Below are 16,893 nucleotides of genomic sequence, written 5' to 3'. Positions count from 1 at the left end.
TTGCTATGCCCTGTATTTTATAGTGGCAGGTACAGATAGAAAGTGCTATAATCGAAAGCATGATTTAAGATATGGGAGATGAAACGGCATGGAAATAAATATTGAGGACAATTTTACGCTGTTATTTGATAAAAATAATAATACGGCATACAAAGCATTACAGGCGCTGCAAAAAGAATGTGAGGAATCGGACAAGGTATATTGTTATATGGATAAATTAGCCGATATGATTGACAGTGATAATTCCTACATTCGGACAAGAGGGCTTACGCTGATTGCCTACAACGCCAAATGGGATAAGGATAATAAAATTGATGAAATCATAGACAAATATTTGAAGCACGTAGAAGATGTTAAGCCGATAACGGCAAGGCAGTGTATAAAATTACTACCTATGATTGCAAAGAATAAGCCGGAATTAAAGTGTGATATTGTTTCCGCACTGCAAAAAGCGGATATATCTATTTATGCAGACAGTATGCAGTCATTGGTCTATAAAGATATTCAAAACTCTTTGGCGGAAATTGAAAAGTTATAAATTTATTGGGGTATTAGGGAGTGTGGGGAGTAGCGGTTGCTATCCCTTATATTTTTGTGGTAAATGGAGAGAGGGAGTGGTATAATCAAATCTGTAAATTTGGGTTGAGGAGGTAAAAAAGTGAAATGCTGCATTGTAGTAACCGATATAGTCGCATAATAACTATCAGAACATGGAGGATTTTAAAATGACTATATCGGAGAACAAAATTTATCCCCGGACAGGTGATACCCAAACGGTTTATTTAAAAAATGTGATTACCAATGACAGAATTAAAATTGACGATTATACAATGTATAACGACTTTGTGCATGACCCACGGGAATTTGAAAAGAATAATGTATTATATCATTACCCGATTAATGGAGATCAGCTACAAATTGGCAAGTTTTGTTCTATCGCCTGTGGAGCAAAGTTTTTGTTTACCAGTGCAAATCATGCAATGTCTTCACTTTCAACATATCCGTTTCCAATATTTTTTGAGGAATGGGGATTGGACGTAAAAGAGATTGCAAGTGCATGGGACAACAAAGGCGATATTGTAATCGGCAATGATGTTTGGATTGGCTTTGAAGCAGTTATTCTATCTGGTGTAACAATTGGTGATGGAGCAATTATTGGGACACGAGCAGTTGTTACAAAAGATGTACCACCTTATACGATTGTTGGAGGTGTTCCTGCAAAACCGATACGAAAACGGTTTTCTGACGGTGTGATTTCTGAATTATTGAAAGTCCAATGGTGGAATTGGTCTGAAAACAGGATTAAGAAAAACATTGCGGCGATTCAATCAGGTCGAATTGAGGATTTGGAATAATTGGTAACATTTGTGTGGGAATACAGTTTCCTACAACGTTATGTCTGAAAAAAAGATAGAATATTTCCTTAGTAATGATTTGAACATGGTGCTAGCACCATGTAAGTTAATGCAGATAGGGCAAAGCCCTTTGGCGGGTTAAGGGCGGCAGTCCTTATCGGGTCAAGGGTGAAACGCCTTGCCCAGCTAGAGTTGGCGCCTGCGCCAATTCGTACTGGGTATTATCTGACGCAGGAACCGGCAGATTCGGCAGCAAAGCTGCCCTTCCCGCAGAGAGAAAATTGAAAAGAAGGAGGACAGAATGAAACTGACCAGACACAACGGCAGAGCCGGGAAAAACGGCGCTTACAATCCCAAACACAATGACCGGAGATTTGATGTGGCGAACAGTGAACATATCGACATGGAACGGACAAGGCAGAATATTTACTGGGATTGTTATACCGGCTTATCTCCAGCCCTGACAAGGGAGAGGGGCGGGGAAAACGATTATTCTTTTGAGAAGATTGAACGGATTTATTATTATGAGCATTATGCAGACCATGTACAGGCGCAGAATGAGCGGAACGAAAAGAACAGGCACACAGAGCGCAACCGGACGGTGGATGACTTGCTCACTAACAACAAGACCTGCCCGGAAGAAAGCATTTACCAGATCGGGACAGTAGAGGAATCTGTTCCGGGGGAACTGCTGGCAAAGATTGCTGTGGAATTTTTTGCGGAGATGGAGGAAAAATTCGGCTCCCATGTCCACATATTGGACTGGGCGCTGCACCATAGGCACTAACTTAACAATATTTGAATAAGCTGCTGTCGGATTTTTCTTCGTTTTTCAATAAATGACATCTTTATAAGTTCCAGAATGTCAATAGACATTGACACCTTATCTGGAAGTATCATCATGAAAATTATAAATGACACCAGCTTGGTCTCTCTCCATATACTCCGGTTCCCTTCGGATGTTCCAAGAGGGGGAAAAATCAATATCCCCAAGATATTTTTCAGTGAGAAGCGACAGCAGGATTTTCCCATTAATCCAGACCTCCCCAGCTTCTTCTGTCTTCGTCGGGATATTGCCTAATTGAAGCAACGATTTCATTCTTTTAAACACAAGCTCAATCTGCCAGCGCAGACGGTAACAGGCAAGAATCTTCTCCGCAGAAATCTCTGCCGGCAGAGAAGTAATTACAAACATATACCTGTGAGTAAATTTTGTGTCTTCACTATATTTTTTCTGCTTTTTACTTTCCAGACGCTCTAACCGCTTTGCTTCTTCCTCAATTTCTTCCTGTGTTTTCTTTATTGCGCAGATCCTCAATGGAATCCGCTTTTTACCGCTCCCATTTATATATACCACGCATTCAGCAGCTCTTTCACCAACGCTCTCAAGCCAGTTGGAGAGTGTTATCTTCTGCCCGCTGTCATCATACAGGTTAAATGCCTTATTTTTGAGCCGTATAATAAAATCAGCCTCTGCGTTCAGACAATGCTCTATGCTTTTTATTGTGCCATATGCGCGGTCCGCTATGACCAGGCAGCCTTTGTCAAATGAAAAATTTTTCAGGCTTTCCCCTGTGGACTGTTCTGTTATTCTAAACTGGCTGCAGGTCAGAGAAAACAAATCTACAGCATAGTGCAGATGCCACAGCCTTTTTACAGCCCCTTTTTCCACAATATCAGATGCGTCCACTGCAAGCACCTGATAAGCTTTAAGCCAGTCAGGCTTTTTATAATGCATAATTGGATTTGGGAGAATGTTTTCCGCCAGCCATTTTATCCAGTCCCTGCACTGGACAAATTTTTTCATAAAAGCAACATCGCTGATCTTTCCAATACCACTTAACAAAGCAAACTGGCTGACATCAACCAGAGATTTATTGCCGGAAAGATAAAATAAGATCAGCCGCAGTAAATCCAGCGGATTTTTTATCGTTCGTTTTCTTGTAATCGCTTTCTTATCAAAACAAGCCTGTTCATAGCCTGACGGCAGTAATTTTATTAAATCATTTGTATCCATAGAATTCACCTCTGTTTGATTATAACAGAAATTTTATGGATTTGCATTAAAGTTAGTGCATATGGGGCTTTGCCCCTTGACCCCAACAGGGCGCTTCGCCCCTGTACCCAGAGCAGAGGGATTGCATCCTCTGCACTCCTGCACAAAGGAAGTTACCTATTGCATTTCTAAAAATTTTCAAAAATAAAAGTCACTTACTGGACAGCTTTTTTATAAAAACAATCCGACAAGTGACTTTATTACCGATTCCTATATTCAATTTTTTATCTCTTCACATAATCGTTGCAACCGTTCTTCGGCCACACGCTTTTTTAATTCACATTCCCAAACTACAATTACTTTCCAACCTGTATCTTCAAGTTTTCTGATATTGTCCTGATCCCTCTGTGCATTACGTTTAATCTTCGGCTCCCAATATTCCTGATTTGACCGAGGCAATCTTGCCCTGGAACATCCATGCATGTGCCAAAAACAACCATTCACAAATATCACCGTATGATACTTCGGAAGTACAATATCTGGCTTTCCAGGATAGCGTTTATCATTTTTTCTATACCGAAACCCATGTGTAAATAAATATTTTCTTACAAGTTCCTCTGGCTTTGTATTTGTACTCCGTATATGCGACATATTTTTGCTGCGTTCTTCCGGTGTCTTTGTATCAGCCATACTATCACATCCCACATTTATTTTATGCATTTTCTCCGCTGTAATAAGCATAATCTCCTGGCAGCTTAATATTGGGAATCCAAAGTTCTTCTCCATCCCATCCCTTTGAAATATTCCCGGTAATTTTATAAACAGTAAGTACTACTTCCTCTGTATATTCATCACCTAATTTTCTGTCAGCGGGAGAAAGTAATGTTCCTGTTCCTTTTCCTATATCTCTATTACGGCGAACAATAAGTTTTCCTTGTGTTGCAGGATCTGCCGCCAAAAACGTATTGATAAATCCTATAAATACTTTCGCATTCCAGTCATCAACTTCGGAATCCATATGTTCAATAAGTTTTACTATCAGTTTTAAACTTACCGTATACAAGTCATTATCAAAACATTCCAATATTTTATCTATATCCGAAACTGTTCTATTCACTGGATAGAATGGAAAATAATTTACTCCGCCTGAATAAACGCCAACGGCCTTTTTATCCAAAACATTTTTTCTTGTCGGTTTCAAACCCGTCGGGTAAAATATTTTAACATTGCACCCATTGCTTGAATTTTCAATTTGCCGGATGATACTATTATTAGTCCTGTTAATATCTGAAAACAGTTTGAATAGCTTCGGCGGCATAAAGACACGCATTAAATCTGGATCTCTATCATACCCAAACATCCTTGCATGCTGCCACATGGTATCTGCCTGCGGACTTTTTGCCACACGGCAGTAATATATTGTCTGAAGCTGCGGAAACGTAACTCCCCGCCCTAAGCTATTGCCGCCAACAATAATATTAATGCCTGTATCATATTGCGTATTTTCATCGTATGACACGATTGAGTTCAACATTAAAATATTCACTTTATCATCCAGCATTTGGGCAATTATATAACCATAAATTTTATCCAACGGAAAAATATCTCTTTTAGTATCTTTTAGTGATTTATAAGCAGCTTCAAACGCTTCATATGTTTCCTTTTCGTCATATGAATGGCAAATTTCATTCAAGTAATTCCCTATCTTATTTGCAAAACTTGAATGCTGGCTTGTTTTTACACTTGGATGAATCAAAAAATTGCAAACGGTTCCCCCTGCCAGCATAATATGTCCGGCTGCGATCAAATGCATGATAAGTGCGCTTTTTAAACCGTTTTCAGGAAATTCGTCATCATTTAATAATTCTTCTGCCTCGTCATTATCTGTCAAAATAATTTGCTTTGGTTTGTCCTCTGTAAAAAAGAAATTTCCTCCCAGATACTTTTCACCTGGTTTAAAATAATAAATGAAATATGGCTTCCAGCCGCTTTTGGACGTTTGAAGCAAAATCGACTGCGGAGTACCGGTCACTTCCATATAGACACTGCTGGAAGTTGTTCTTTTTATTTCATCCAGATGCTTATTGATTGTACTCTGCTTGTTTTTGTTTACCTGTGTATTTAAACTTGCTGCGTCCGCCTCATCATCTACAATAAAAAGTGGATTTCCAGTACAAAAGTTTGTTGATATGAAATTATTTTTCCATTGTCTTAAAACGGATGCATTTTTCTTCAAAACAATCACCGCTGGTTTACGGAGATTATTTTGGAAAAATTTCAGGTAATCATTTTCATCGCATACACAAAAATCACACAAATCTCTTTCTGCACGCTTAAATGTTTGTTGTTGTAAAAGAATGTTATCTGTCGTAAGCAATACAAAATTCATGAAACTTTCATCAGCAGCTGCACACATAAGCCCAAACATATGGCTTGTCTTTCCGCTTTGAACATCCCCCACCAGCAAACTTACAACATGATCTGTAAAGGAAAAATTCGATATGTACTGAGGAATAATATTAGACACCGTTTTTTCTATTGCAGCAGATAAGCCAATATTTCCACATTGCTTTATCCGTTCTAAATATTTGTCCAAATAATTCATTTCTTCACCTCAAAATCAAGAAACCAGATTCCCGGCGTTATCGTTTTGGTAAGCGTAAATGTATCCCGACCGTAATCTTTCAATGTTTTTGCTGTCACTGGTTCTCCAACTTTTAATACTCCTGCATTTTCTAAGCGTCCTTTAAGCCACTTCCCAAGAATTTTTAAATCTCCCTCTGAGCGGAAGTTTTTACTATAATCTCCGCTAACCTTGCACTTAAAAGACCATCCGTCATCCGTAATAACTGTGAAAACTGCATTCTCTGTTTTACTTTGAGGATATCCTTCCTGACTTGTGACATTTTTAGGAACAATCAATTCAACCTCATACCAATGCCGCGGTTTTACAAGCCCGTTTTTCGATTCTCGTCCTTTCCCAAAGAAAACATTCAGATTGCTTTGTGGCGATATCTCATACGGCTTAATTGGAATTTCGAATGATGTTTTTGTCTTTGCATACATTGCAAGTGCTATATCATGCGGAGAAAGTCTTTTTACAAATTCATGTCCTTCAAGCAAAGGATTCTCCTGATTAAACTCATTTATATCAAGTTCTGCAATATTTTTAGTGGCTGTCTGCGCAAGCTGCGAGATAAACCCGCTCATTTCCTTTGTAGCATTTTGTTCCTGTAGGAGTACAGAATTTTCATAAACCCTTACACCGCCATCTATTATGCTGCTAAGATTATTAGAGCCTATAATACACGCAAACGGGCCTTTATCATTGCTATATGAATATAGCTTTCCATGGTAGCGGAAAGCAGTGACCAGCCTGACGCCGCCCATGTTATTTTCTGTGAGAAATTCATTCAAATGCATTGCTGCGTTGTATTGAACCTTTGTGAATTTGTCAAAATAGTGCATCCCCACAATTAAATTTAGTGCCTGTATGTTACAATTCAACTCAATCGTTTTTTGTAATTCTATCAGAGCATCAGAAGAAACATATCCCACAGCAATATCTAATTTAGATGTCTGCGGAATAAGACCGTAAAATGTATCTGCAAATGTTTTGCACCCTGTTTTTAATGGAGGGTAATTAGAAACCAAAAATTCCATACTCTGTCCTCCCTTAGTTCATTTGTGCTGTCACATATTCAAGACGCTGTTTTATCGTCATAGTTTTCATCTTTTCATATTCCGGCATTAAATCAATAGGTTTATAATCACCTGTAAATAACGGGCGCAGGCGTTTTGCTACTTCCCGGACACCCACAGGCGGGACAGCGTTTCCAATCTGCCTGCGAACCTCTGTGACGTTCCCTTCAAAAATAAAGTTATCCGGAAAAGATTGCAGTCTTGCCCTTTCCCGATTGGTCAAAGGACGAGGCTCCGGATAATGATATCCCCATGTGCCTCCACCTCCGGCAGCGATAATTGTTTTTGCCGGTTCATCCCGTTTAATCCGTCTATAAACATGGCTGATCATGCCTTTAACATACAGCGGATTATCTTTCGGGATATCAGTAAAATTACCGCCTTCCGGTATGAGTTCCAACATCTTCTTTGTTTTTTCTTTAATATTGATCAATTCATTGTTAGTTGAAACCTGCTCTACACCAACAAGTGCCTCTCCAGCGGTAACATACGGCAAATCCCCATTTGGCCCATGTGTCGGCTTCGGATGAACAAAATCAAACCCTGTGTCTATTCTTATCCCGACAAACAAAACCCGCTCCCTAAACTGAGGGACTCCATATTCCGCAAAATTATATAAATGAGGTTTAACAACATATCCCGGTGCAATACTCTCGAAATCTTTTACAATAGTGTCAATAGCTTTCCCTCCATTTGCAGTCAGCAAACCCTTTACATTCTCCGCCACAAAGGCCTTTGGCTTTTTGCCGTCAACAAATTCTGCGAAATGTCTAAACAGCCCTCCTCTTGTTCCATTCAGTCCTGGTTGTTTCCAAATAATCGAAAAATCCTGGCATGGAAAACCACCCAGAACTAAATCACATTCTGGTATGGTTTTATCTTTATATGGATTTATCTGTGTTATATCCTTATAGCGGATAACATCTCCAAAATTTGCCGCAAACGATTTACAAGCCCATTCCGCAAAATCATTTGCCCATACAGTTTCGTATCCCTCCATATGAAAGCCAAAATCAAGTCCTCCGCATCCCGAAAAAATTGACACGATTTTCGGCTTATATGTAAAATCCTTTGTATTATCCATTTACAAGTACCTCCATAAAGTCTGTAAATATCCATCCGGCACTTGCCGTAAACTGAAAATTGTTTCCTTACTTGGAGGTAAAATGGGAACGAGACTTGCGTACACCAGTTCTTTTGCAAGATTGTGTACGTTCCTGTAAATGCCCGCTTCAATTTTACCCATTCTATAATACTACAAAAACACACGGTTTTCCACTGAAAATCCATATTTTTAAGCCCATTTTTTTGAGTGGCCAAAACGTACACATTTCTGTAAAAATGCCCGCTTACAATAACTTGGCTTTTTGGTAAATTTCTGCCCGGTAACGGAATGTAGACAGTGGCATACCGCATAGTTCCGCCGCTGCCGTTCCAGTAACTTTCCCGGATTTCCATAGCTGGTAGACTTCATGAAAGTTCTCCGGCAGGGGGCTTGGAGGCCTTCCGAAGCGCACACCTCTGGCTTTCGCCGCTGCGATCCCTTCCGCCTGCCGCTGCCGAATGTTTGCCCGTTCATTCTCCGCCACAAAAGACAGCACCTGTAATACAATGTCGCTTAAGAACGTTCCCATCAGGTCTTTGCCCCGCCGGGTATCCAGAAGTGGCATATCCAGCACCACAATGTCAATCCCATTCTCCTTAGTAAGAATCCGCCACTGTTCCAGTATCTCCGCATAATTGCGTCCCAGCCGGTCTATGCTTTTAATATAAAGCAGGTCATCCTTTTTCATCCGCCGTACCATTCTCTTATAAGCCGGACGGTCAAAATCCTTGCCGGACTGCTTATCTATAAAAACATTCTTTGTCGGGATAGCCAGTTCCTGGAATGCCAGCCTCTGCCTGTCCTCATTCTGGTCACGGCTGCTGACCCGGATATATCCATATATGTTCGCCATAGTTCCCTCCTTCCTGCCGTACCGGAAGAGCAGTTCCGGGATCTGGCAATATTTCTTTTCAACATTTCCATGATACTTTATGCCCCTGCCATACCAAACAGCTAAAACAGTGGCTCTGCACCCGATAGTTTGGACACAGGCCGCCTGATATTCAACACCATTTTGTGGCAGCATATAGCACTGGTAACAGAGTGGTGGCGGACAAAATGTCCGCCACCACTTTACAGGGATTATCAGATACAAAATCTGGACTGCCATTTTTTCAACGTGAACGACAAAATGTCGCTCACGTTCTCTGCCTATAATAATGAAACAGGCCTTTCTACATTTGTCCTCATGCAATATCCTGTATGGCCTTAACCGGCTGGAACCCATGCTCTTTTGCATAAGCCCTTGCCGCTGCCCGGCGTTCTTCGCTGTAGGGTGGCACAAGCCGGATAGACAGCCGGGATTTATCCAATACATAGGTCACGCTGCCTTCCGGCGTGGTTCTCTCCAATCGGCACAATAGCGGATACTTACGGCTGAACTCCGCCAGCCTGCGCTTCAAATCCGCATTAAACGTATAAACACTGGCCTCAGATTCCCCCTCATTGAAGTTCACGATTGTTTCTCTCTCATATTTAGACAGCTTCTTCATACATATCCTCCTCACGATTTGTGCTTGACTCCACAGCCTTCATAAATTTCTTTGCCCTGAAATATCCTCCCATCTCCATGCGGAGATGATGATAGAAGCAGGAATGCCAATCTTTGGAGCCTTCCGTTTCCATTTTCCGGGCAAGTGCCAGCAGCCAGCGCTTCGCTTCCTGATCCACGGTCAATGAAACCAGCCACTTCAGCCTTGTAACCGTATTGTAGTAATCCGGGCATCCATATACATACAGCACTTTCTTTTCTCTTATATCCAGCTTCATAAATACCTCCGTTTCTGCCGTCCTTGCGGCATTTTCCATTCTCTTACTCATTTACTGCTCCTGCACATTCCCGGCGCCTTTTGCCATCCAGTCAAAAAATGCTTTCTTACTGACTTTAATCAGCCTGCCGCTCCTGAATGCCGGGAATCCCGGCGTGTGAACCAGCTCATAGGCGCTCGCTCTTGAAATTCCCATAATGCGCCGGATGTCCGATACATCCAGAACCAGAGGGAGATCATCATAGTTTTTTAATTTTTTGTTGTCGCTCATTTCCTTGCTCCTCCTTATATTTGAATTGATAAAACCTTGTTCTTCATTTGAATGTTTCCTGTCGCCGTTCTGCCTACCAGCCGTTATCCTCAAAGCCCCATTCCTGCGGCGTATCCCGTATTGGCACGCTCCCCGGTTTCCCGGCTCCCGGCGCTGCTTCCCCTCACGGTCATATCACTGTCAGACGGTCATTCACTTGTCAATGTACTGCATGGTACGAAATTACCATGTGCAATCATCATATCGGTTTTTCCTTGACGAACGCAATACTTATACGGTATCATGAGTGTAACGGATATAACTAAATTATAAAATTACCATAAACATTAGGGAGATTAGAAAAATGGAAATGGAATTCTTGCGGCATGAACCGTGCTATGACCGTATCCTGCTTGTCCTTTCACTGGACAGGCAGAAAAAGAAAGAGCGCATCCTGATCGGCGAGGAACTGCAGATCCGCTTCCGCCTGCGGGGAAACACGGATACCGATGTCCTGTGCGATGTGACACGCCCTCTGGGGACTTTCCTTGCGGAGTTTGAGCATGATCCAGACGGGGAATGGAGCCGCCTTGGGCTGGCACCGCTCCGGGAAGCCCTGCACTCCAACCGCTGGAAGCAGCCTGCACTGGAACAGTCCGCCGGGGAGTTTCTGTCAAAAAAATATCTCACCGGCGACCCGGTGAGGATGTATGCGGCATTCCGTATCTGGAACGATTATCTGCTTGCGAGAGAACCGAGGGAGAGGGCGAAGGCCTGTGACCGTTTTATGGATAAAATGAGCCGCTTCACGCAAATGTTCCAGGAAAGAAGCCCGCTCCGGTTTGACCCCGACACCGGAAAACCGGAGCGTTTTCAAATCTCCAGCCGGGTGTTCGGCACTGTACCGGCGGAAGAAACACGGCTTGACCTATGGTATCCGGACAATAAACGCAATACGGAGTGCGTTGCAGCCTATGCATCCCTTTATCCGATAGTCACCTATTACCTGAACCGGCTGAATGACTGGGGGCTGCATTTCCGGAAATGCAAGATATGCGGACGGCTTTTCCTTGCTGAAAGCCTGCGTTATGAATTGTGCAGTGACAAATGCCGGAAAGCACAGGCACTCCAGAATAAGCGAGAATTCGACGAAAGAGCCAGGGATAACAATTATGATCTGGTCTATAAAAACGAGTGCCAGCACTGGCGCAACATTATTAACAAGGCAAAAAAGAAGCCCGGCCTACCGGCTGACCGGCTGGAAAAAATGCAGGCTGCCTTTGAAGCGTTTAAGAAAGAAGCCCTTCAAAGGAAAAAGGCAATCAAGACAGAAAAAGCCAGCCCGAAAAATTTCACGGACTGGCTGTACCAGCAGAGCAGCATCCTGACTGATCTGCTGGAAGAATCCTGACCGGGCAGCTTCTGAAAACGGTATTGTACCATTTTCGGGAAACTGCTCGCCGGGAAACAGCAAAAATTATTCATTTACACATAGATCAGTTCTGCACGGACGATTTCTTCCGCACGGCTTCGGATAGAATTGCAGCGGCGCACCCATTCAAGCTGGTCATCCGCTTTCAATTCCTCTGTCACACCCTCAGCGGCCTGCATCTGCTCTGCAATTCTGTCCAGCCGTTCCTGTGCCTGTTCGTCCAGGTCAGCAAGATATGTCCATAATTTTCCAGTAAGAAGCAAGCTGCTGTAATATCCGGGGCGGTTTTCTTTTAAATACTTCTGGTGCATCCGCCCCCAACGACCGATAGGGCGATTTTCCTCCGGCAGTGTCAGCATGGGGATATAGTAATCCCCGACAAGAACATAGTCAATGCCGTTCTCATGTGTGTATTTCGGCAATTTCTCCATTATCGACCTCCTGTATCCAATTATTCAGAATCCAGCTGATCGTGTCCCTGTCCATGTGAAATTCAAGGCAACTGAACTCTTCACCAACAAGTATGTCATATCCCTGCCGGGTTACTTTCAGCATCCGGCAGTAGAAAGAAATCTTTCCCTTTATAACGCCGTCCTTGGTTTTTATGGCAAGGAACATCATTCTCTGCCTTTTGCAGACTTCCGACGGCTGGCGGCGAAAAAAGCGCTTGCCTCTTCGAGAAATTCGTTTTCCTCTTTCAGGCGGCGGATTTCCTTTTCCTGCTCCTTGACCTGTCTGCGTAGGAGAGCCAGTTCTTCTGCAAGATTCAAGGCAGTTTCCGGAGTATGTGAGCCGGAACCGACATTCAGTCTTCCCTCTCTGGCAGCCTTTGTCCACGCATATATAGTGTTTTCAGGGATACCTAACTCGGCTGCAGCTTTTGCACCGCCAAGCTCTTTTGCTAATTTTACGGCTTGGATTTTATATTCCATGTCGTATTTCCGTTGTTTTTTTGCCATTGTAGTTGCCTCCTTATTTCTCTTTGATTATACATCAAATCCTTGAGTGTAAGGTGTCAACTAAAATGATACAACATCAAAGTGTATCATAAGCTATTTGATGAAGCATTGCAGAGATATAACGAGAAACAGACAAGGACAGACCGACGCATTGCCGATTATTACGAGAAGATACGGAACTCAAAGCAGGAAAAACCGTTCCATGAACTGATTTTGCAAATTGGCGATAAGGAAAATATGAGCGCAGGAAGTGAAAACGGACAGCTTGCAAGGCAGATTTTAGATGAATATTATCATGGATTCCAAGAACGAAACCCTAATCTCTATGTATTTTCTGCTCATATCCATATGGACGAAGCAACGCCGCATCTGCATATTGATTTCGTTCCGTTCACGACTGGCAGCAAGCGTGGGCTTGATACAAGGGTATCACTGAAACAGGCGTTAGCGGCGCAGGGATTCAAAGGCGGCTCCCGTGGCGATACGGAGTGGAGCCAGTGGGTACAGTCCGAAAAAGAGAGTCTTGCCGCTGTGATGGGGCGGCATGGCATTGAATGGGAGCATAAAGGGACACATGAGAAACATTTGTCTGTCCTTGATTATAAAAAGCAGGAGCGGGAAAAAGAGGTCGTCCAGCTTGAGGGGCAGATTTCGGAGAAAAAAGAGGAATTTCAAGCATTGTCGAATAGGGTGGCGAATTACGACAAAGGTATGAATAACCTAAAAACACTGGAACAGGCGTTTGACACTTCTCCAGAGTACCAGTTGGCAGAGCCGCAGGGATTCATGTCTGCGAAGTCATATAGAAACAAAGTGGCAGAGCCTTTGGTGCAAAAGCTGAAATCACTTGTTAGAACGGCTCTTATAAGGTGCTTTGAAGCGTGGGACGGCTACTATCGGCTGAATGCCACAAATAGCAATCTCCACCGTGAAAATGAAGGGTTAAGGAAAACCAATGAGAAACTGGCGAGGGAGAATGAAAACCTCCGTGCGGAAAACAAAGATTATAAGCTTCTCCGTAAGGCATTTGGAAGTAAGCAGATAGACAATCTTTTAGGGCAGGCAAAAGCGGTACAGCAGTCTAAGCAGCGTGGGAAACGTTTTAGAAGCAATCAAGAGGAAAGGTAGGAAAAACACTATGGAAAACAGGATTTATGACGAAAAAAACAGTCTTTGGTATGCAAAGAAAGGCGACTATTACCTCCCAGAGCTTGCATTACCTCCCGAAGAAGAAAAGCTGATTGGTATTTGGGGACAGCGGCATTTGCGGTATCTTAAAGAGCATAAACAGTTCGTTTATCTCAATCTGCTGACAAGCGGCAGGCTGAATGAATACCTTGCAAGCGTAGATGAACAGGCAGAGGATATGTTTTCTCGGCTGGTAAAGGAATATGCCGAAAGGCAGGGAGCGACGGAACGGTTAAAGGCAGAAAATCAGCTTTTATGGGTTCAAAAAATGAATAATATTCGGGCTTGTGTGAGGGAGGTTGTGGAGGGCGAGTGTATCTATTCGTAGTGACAAGTGGCACTCCTGCGATATGTGGGAGTGCCGTTCAATTAAGCAAAAGTAGTTCGGAGAATTGAAAAATCTCATAAATTCGTGTATACTTAAAAAAATTAGACTGAGAAATCGGAATTTGGGGAAATGACATGGATAAGAAAACAGAAGAATCAAGAATTGCGTACAATAAAATAGCATTTGAATATGATACATCAAGAGAAGGACAATATACCAGTTTTCACATTAACGAACTATCTAATATAATAGATTTGAGCGAAGGTGATATTGTTCTTGATGTTGCATGTGGAAATGGAACTCTTTTGAGGGAATTATCGAAAAAAGCAAAAATACAAGCAAATGGAATAGATGTATCAGAAAACATGATTCATGCCGCAAAAATGCGTTATCCTAATATGAATTTTGAGGTAAAGTCTTGTTATCCACTTGAATGGAAAGATGAAAGTATTGATATTATAACGATATGTTGCGCATTTCATCATTTTGATAATCCGCAAGGATTTGTAAATGAATGTAAAAGAGTCTTAAAGAGAAATGGTACAGTGTATATAGCTGACCCTAACTTTGGAGCAGTACTTAGATTTCTCGCAAATAAATTTTGGTTGCCTTTTTCAAAAAGTGGAGATGTGAGGATATATAGCAAAAAAGAGTTAGAGGTTATTTTTTATAATTCTGAATTTAAAACCGTACAGGTTTATAGAAAGGATAGAGGGGTGTTTCTTAAAGCTAAAAAGTAGCAATAAATTCCGAATTTGTAAAGGAGCAAACTATGTCAGTCAATATAGCAGAAACATTTGAGTTATTGCTAGATAAAAATAATAATGTTGCATACAAGGCATTACAGTTGTTACAAAAAGAAAGTGAAGAAAGAAATTGTGTTTATCCTTACATGCACAGGTTGAGTGATATGCTTGATAGTGAAAATTCCTATATTCGCACAAGAGGTCTTACATTACTTGCCTATAATGCAAAATGGGATAAAGATAACAAAATTGATGAAATCATTGATAAATATTTAAAACACATAACAGATATTAAGCCTATTACAGCAAGACAATGTATTAAATTGTTGCCAATTATTGCGGAATATAAGCCAGAATTGAAGAATGATATTCTTTCTGCACTTCATAAGGCAAATATATCTATTTATGGCGATAGTATGCAATCGTTGGTTCATAAGGATATTCAAAAGGTATTGAATGAAATACAAAATTTGTAAAAACGTAACTTTTTGTTTATCGGTAAGTTGCATACGAAGAAAAGTCGGGATTGAGGAACGTATGATATGAAGATAATAAACAGAGACATAGATAGCGGAAAACCCTTTGACTGGGGGAAAACATCTTTTGATTATGCGAAATTCCGTGACATTTATCCGCAGGAGTTTTATCAAAAAATTGTTGGTCGTAAATTATGCTTAGATGGACAATCTATCCTTGATATCGGAACAGGGACGGGGGTTCTTCCTAGAAATATGTACCAGTATGGGGCGAAGTGGACAGCTGCGGATATTTCGGAAAACCAAATCGAACAAGCGAAAATTCTTTCAAAGGGTATGGATATAAATTATCATGTTGTATCAACAGAGGATATCAGTTTTTCGGACAACTCTTTTGATGTAATTACAGCGTGCCAGTGCTTTTGGTATTTCGACCATGAGACTGTTATGCCTAAGTTTTATCGTATGCTGAAACAAGGGGGAAGTATTCTTGTATTATATATGGCATGGCTGCCATTTGAGGATGAAATTGCAGGAGCCAGTGAAAAACTTGTTTTAAAATATAATCCAAAGTGGAGTGGCGCAGGGGAAACGAAACATCCGATAGACATACCAGATTGTTATAAAGAAAACTTTGAGCTTGTATATCATGAAGAATTTACTCTGGAAATACTATTTACCCGTGAAAGCTGGAATGGGAGAATGAAGGCTTGCCGTGGAATTGGTGCTTCGCTTACCGAGAAAGAGATTTCGATGTGGGAGCAAGAGCATATGACACTCCTTGAACAAATTGCGCCGAATGAATTTGATATTTTGCATTATATTGCTATTGCAGAACTTAAAAAGCATTAAATTTCGTTTGTTGAATTGATATATATGAGGTTTTATATAAACATGGATTATAAAATTCGAGAAATTAGAAAAAATGAATATCCAATATTATCTGATTTTCTGTACGAAGCAATTTTTATTCCAGAGGGCATGGACAAGCCGCCAAAATCTATTATCGAACGGCCAGAGCTGCAAGTATATATTAAGGATTTTGGAAAAGCGGATGATTGGTGTTTCGTTGTGGAAATAAAAGAGAAGATTGTAGGCGCAGTATGGGTTCGTATTATGAATGATTATGGGCATATTGATGATGAAACGCCCTCATTTGCTATTTCACTGTATGAGGAATATAGGAATATGGGCATTGGTACAGCACTTATGAGAGATATGCTTGAATTTTTAAAGAATAAAGGCTATAAGCGGACGTCTCTTTCTGTACAGAAGGTAAATTATGCAGTTCGTATGTATCAGAAAGTAGGTTTTGAAGTCATTGACGAAAATGAAGAAGAATGCATCATGGTTTGTCGGTTGTGATGGGGAGGGAGGGTATGTGTAAATGACTGGTAATTTAGATGAAAAAGCGGTAAAGGAAGTCTTAAAAAGGATTATTAAGAATAATAACAACATTCCGTATAAGGCTAAAGCAGAGATAAAAGCGATAATAGAATTGGAACACAATCCAGAAAAATTGCTGCAAGAGTGCCTGCTGTATATGCTGTCATATAAGGGATAATCTGTGTTAAAGGAAGTAGTTGG

General features: G+C 41.3%; 21 protein-coding genes and 1 pseudogene. 11 read left to right on the top strand and 11 right to left on the bottom strand.

The annotated features are described in order from the left end of the window. Window positions 1-88: 88 nt before the first annotated feature. From AC6I2O_RS13780 to AC6I2O_RS13770, 3 genes are all read left to right on the top strand, one after another. Window positions 89-538, top strand: coding sequence for a HEAT-like fold family protein (locus AC6I2O_RS13780; RefSeq protein ID WP_120393865.1), 450 nt, complete (start codon window positions 89-91; stop codon window positions 536-538). A gap of 187 nt (window positions 539-725) precedes the next feature. Beyond that, window positions 726-1,355, top strand: coding sequence for a CatB-related O-acetyltransferase (locus AC6I2O_RS13775; protein WP_120393864.1), 630 nt, complete (start codon window positions 726-728; stop codon window positions 1,353-1,355). Between the two features lie 301 nt (window positions 1,356-1,656). Then, complete coding sequence (locus AC6I2O_RS13770; RefSeq protein WP_497742958.1) at window positions 1,657-2,142, top strand: hypothetical protein; 486 nt, start codon at window positions 1,657-1,659, stop codon at window positions 2,140-2,142. Between the two features lie 96 nt (window positions 2,143-2,238). Here the strand turns inward: AC6I2O_RS13770 and AC6I2O_RS13765 are convergent, their stop codons facing one another. The 9 genes from AC6I2O_RS13765 to AC6I2O_RS13725 form a co-directional block, all read right to left on the bottom strand. After that, window positions 2,239-3,372, bottom strand: a complete 1,134-nt coding sequence (locus AC6I2O_RS13765) for an IS4 family transposase (RefSeq protein WP_172510146.1) — start codon at window positions 3,370-3,372, stop codon at window positions 2,239-2,241. Window positions 3,373-3,627: 255 nt separating this feature from the next. After that, on the bottom strand, window positions 3,628-4,041 hold the full coding sequence (locus tag AC6I2O_RS13760) for a very short patch repair endonuclease (RefSeq protein ID WP_172510137.1): 414 nt from the start codon (window positions 4,039-4,041) through the stop codon (window positions 3,628-3,630). 22 nt (window positions 4,042-4,063) lie between these two features. Further along, window positions 4,064-5,956 (bottom strand): Z1 domain-containing protein, encoded by a 1,893-nt coding sequence (locus AC6I2O_RS13755; RefSeq protein ID WP_172510138.1) that lies wholly within the window; start codon window positions 5,954-5,956, stop codon window positions 4,064-4,066. After that, on the bottom strand, window positions 5,953-7,014 hold the full coding sequence (locus AC6I2O_RS13750; protein ID WP_172510139.1) for a restriction endonuclease PLD domain-containing protein: 1,062 nt from the start codon (window positions 7,012-7,014) through the stop codon (window positions 5,953-5,955). Before AC6I2O_RS13750 ends, AC6I2O_RS13755 begins: the two co-directional genes overlap by 4 nt. A 13-nt stretch (window positions 7,015-7,027) precedes the next feature. Next, window positions 7,028-8,137, bottom strand: coding sequence for a DNA cytosine methyltransferase (locus tag AC6I2O_RS13745; protein ID WP_172510140.1), 1,110 nt, complete (start codon window positions 8,135-8,137; stop codon window positions 7,028-7,030). 265 nt (window positions 8,138-8,402) lie between these two features. Beyond that, window positions 8,403-9,011, bottom strand: coding sequence for a recombinase family protein (locus AC6I2O_RS13740; RefSeq protein WP_172510141.1), 609 nt, complete (start codon window positions 9,009-9,011; stop codon window positions 8,403-8,405). A gap of 334 nt (window positions 9,012-9,345) precedes the next feature. Further along, a complete protein-coding gene (locus AC6I2O_RS13735) occupies window positions 9,346-9,651 on the bottom strand; it encodes a molecular chaperone (RefSeq protein WP_172510142.1) in 306 nt (101 codons plus the stop codon). After that, window positions 9,635-9,979 (bottom strand): hypothetical protein, encoded by a 345-nt coding sequence (locus AC6I2O_RS13730; protein ID WP_497742956.1) that lies wholly within the window; start codon window positions 9,977-9,979, stop codon window positions 9,635-9,637. Before AC6I2O_RS13730 ends, AC6I2O_RS13735 begins: the two co-directional genes overlap by 17 nt. Continuing rightward, entirely contained in the window at window positions 9,980-10,198 is a 219-nt protein-coding gene (locus tag AC6I2O_RS13725) for a helix-turn-helix domain-containing protein (RefSeq protein ID WP_172510143.1), read from the bottom strand. 343 nt (window positions 10,199-10,541) lie between these two features. Here AC6I2O_RS13725 and AC6I2O_RS13720 point away from each other — a divergent pair, with 343 nt between their 5' ends. Next, on the top strand, window positions 10,542-11,588 hold the full coding sequence (locus AC6I2O_RS13720) for a hypothetical protein (protein WP_120480492.1): 1,047 nt from the start codon (window positions 10,542-10,544) through the stop codon (window positions 11,586-11,588). Window positions 11,589-11,662: 74 nt separating this feature from the next. Here AC6I2O_RS13720 and AC6I2O_RS13715 read toward each other — a convergent pair whose 3' ends face one another. Together AC6I2O_RS13715 and AC6I2O_RS13710 are read right to left on the bottom strand one after the other, a co-directional pair. Beyond that, a complete protein-coding gene (locus AC6I2O_RS13715) occupies window positions 11,663-12,040 on the bottom strand; it encodes a TnpV protein (protein ID WP_172510144.1) in 378 nt (125 codons plus the stop codon). 186 nt (window positions 12,041-12,226) lie between these two features. Next, the gene (locus tag AC6I2O_RS13710) at window positions 12,227-12,568 is read right to left on the bottom strand and encodes a transposase (protein ID WP_120393883.1); all 342 of its coding nucleotides are present in this window, start codon (window positions 12,566-12,568) and stop codon (window positions 12,227-12,229) included. Window positions 12,569-12,646: 78 nt separating this feature from the next. Here AC6I2O_RS13710 and AC6I2O_RS13705 point away from each other — a divergent pair. From AC6I2O_RS13705 to AC6I2O_RS13675, 7 genes and pseudogenes are all read left to right on the top strand, one after another. Beyond that, window positions 12,647-13,696, top strand: a pseudogene (locus AC6I2O_RS13705) (plasmid recombination protein); the annotation flags it as partial. Between the two features lie 10 nt (window positions 13,697-13,706). After that, window positions 13,707-14,084, top strand: a complete 378-nt coding sequence (locus AC6I2O_RS13700) for a TnpV protein (protein WP_120393784.1) — start codon at window positions 13,707-13,709, stop codon at window positions 14,082-14,084. Window positions 14,085-14,218: 134 nt separating this feature from the next. Then, window positions 14,219-14,824, top strand: a complete 606-nt coding sequence (locus AC6I2O_RS13695) for a class I SAM-dependent methyltransferase (protein ID WP_016304101.1) — start codon at window positions 14,219-14,221, stop codon at window positions 14,822-14,824. Window positions 14,825-14,856: 32 nt separating this feature from the next. Further along, the gene (locus tag AC6I2O_RS13690) at window positions 14,857-15,306 is read left to right on the top strand and encodes a HEAT-like fold family protein (protein ID WP_004078014.1); all 450 of its coding nucleotides are present in this window, start codon (window positions 14,857-14,859) and stop codon (window positions 15,304-15,306) included. A 66-nt stretch (window positions 15,307-15,372) separates the two neighbouring features. Then, window positions 15,373-16,158, top strand: coding sequence for a class I SAM-dependent methyltransferase (locus AC6I2O_RS13685; RefSeq protein ID WP_016304102.1), 786 nt, complete (start codon window positions 15,373-15,375; stop codon window positions 16,156-16,158). A 42-nt stretch (window positions 16,159-16,200) separates the two neighbouring features. Further along, a complete protein-coding gene (locus AC6I2O_RS13680; protein WP_004078010.1) occupies window positions 16,201-16,671 on the top strand; it encodes a GNAT family N-acetyltransferase in 471 nt (156 codons plus the stop codon). A 22-nt stretch (window positions 16,672-16,693) separates the two neighbouring features. Beyond that, the gene (locus tag AC6I2O_RS13675; protein ID WP_004078008.1) at window positions 16,694-16,870 is read left to right on the top strand and encodes a hypothetical protein; all 177 of its coding nucleotides are present in this window, start codon (window positions 16,694-16,696) and stop codon (window positions 16,868-16,870) included. Window positions 16,871-16,893: the final 23 nt, after the last annotated feature.

Source organism: Blautia sp. St.27G3 (genome assembly GCF_059728505.1).
The sequence above is the reverse complement of the archived record's forward strand: the minus strand, read 5'-3'. Positions and strand labels throughout refer to the sequence as shown.

Excerpts from the sequence above, each read along its gene's own strand:
- AC6I2O_RS13780 (WP_120393865.1), top strand. The coding sequence starts at position 89 with ATGGAAATAAATATTGAGGACAATTTTACGCTGTTATTTGATAAAAAT.
- AC6I2O_RS13685 (WP_016304102.1), top strand. The coding sequence starts at position 15,373 with ATGAAGATAATAAACAGAGACATAGATAGCGGAAAACCCTTTGACTGG.
- AC6I2O_RS13680 (WP_004078010.1), top strand. The coding sequence starts at position 16,201 with ATGGATTATAAAATTCGAGAAATTAGAAAAAATGAATATCCAATATTA.
- AC6I2O_RS13770 (WP_497742958.1), top strand. The coding sequence starts at position 1,657 with ATGAAACTGACCAGACACAACGGCAGAGCCGGGAAAAACGGCGCTTAC.
- AC6I2O_RS13710 (WP_120393883.1), bottom strand. The coding sequence starts at position 12,568 with ATGGCAAAAAAACAACGGAAATACGACATGGAATATAAAATCCAAGCC.
- AC6I2O_RS13775 (WP_120393864.1), top strand. The coding sequence starts at position 726 with ATGACTATATCGGAGAACAAAATTTATCCCCGGACAGGTGATACCCAA.
- AC6I2O_RS13755 (WP_172510138.1), bottom strand. The coding sequence starts at position 5,956 with ATGAATTATTTGGACAAATATTTAGAACGGATAAAGCAATGTGGAAAT.
- AC6I2O_RS13735 (WP_172510142.1), bottom strand. The coding sequence starts at position 9,651 with ATGAAGAAGCTGTCTAAATATGAGAGAGAAACAATCGTGAACTTCAAT.
- AC6I2O_RS13700 (WP_120393784.1), top strand. The coding sequence starts at position 13,707 with ATGGAAAACAGGATTTATGACGAAAAAAACAGTCTTTGGTATGCAAAG.
- AC6I2O_RS13740 (WP_172510141.1), bottom strand. The coding sequence starts at position 9,011 with ATGGCGAACATATATGGATATATCCGGGTCAGCAGCCGTGACCAGAAT.
- AC6I2O_RS13695 (WP_016304101.1), top strand. The coding sequence starts at position 14,219 with ATGGATAAGAAAACAGAAGAATCAAGAATTGCGTACAATAAAATAGCA.
- AC6I2O_RS13720 (WP_120480492.1), top strand. The coding sequence starts at position 10,542 with ATGGAAATGGAATTCTTGCGGCATGAACCGTGCTATGACCGTATCCTG.
- AC6I2O_RS13725 (WP_172510143.1), bottom strand. The coding sequence starts at position 10,198 with ATGAGCGACAACAAAAAATTAAAAAACTATGATGATCTCCCTCTGGTT.
- AC6I2O_RS13715 (WP_172510144.1), bottom strand. The coding sequence starts at position 12,040 with ATGGAGAAATTGCCGAAATACACACATGAGAACGGCATTGACTATGTT.
- AC6I2O_RS13765 (WP_172510146.1), bottom strand. The coding sequence starts at position 3,372 with ATGGATACAAATGATTTAATAAAATTACTGCCGTCAGGCTATGAACAG.
- AC6I2O_RS13730 (WP_497742956.1), bottom strand. The coding sequence starts at position 9,979 with ATGAGTAAGAGAATGGAAAATGCCGCAAGGACGGCAGAAACGGAGGTA.
- AC6I2O_RS13675 (WP_004078008.1), top strand. The coding sequence starts at position 16,694 with ATGACTGGTAATTTAGATGAAAAAGCGGTAAAGGAAGTCTTAAAAAGG.
- AC6I2O_RS13690 (WP_004078014.1), top strand. The coding sequence starts at position 14,857 with ATGTCAGTCAATATAGCAGAAACATTTGAGTTATTGCTAGATAAAAAT.
- AC6I2O_RS13760 (WP_172510137.1), bottom strand. The coding sequence starts at position 4,041 with ATGGCTGATACAAAGACACCGGAAGAACGCAGCAAAAATATGTCGCAT.
- AC6I2O_RS13745 (WP_172510140.1), bottom strand. The coding sequence starts at position 8,137 with ATGGATAATACAAAGGATTTTACATATAAGCCGAAAATCGTGTCAATT.
- AC6I2O_RS13750 (WP_172510139.1), bottom strand. The coding sequence starts at position 7,014 with ATGGAATTTTTGGTTTCTAATTACCCTCCATTAAAAACAGGGTGCAAA.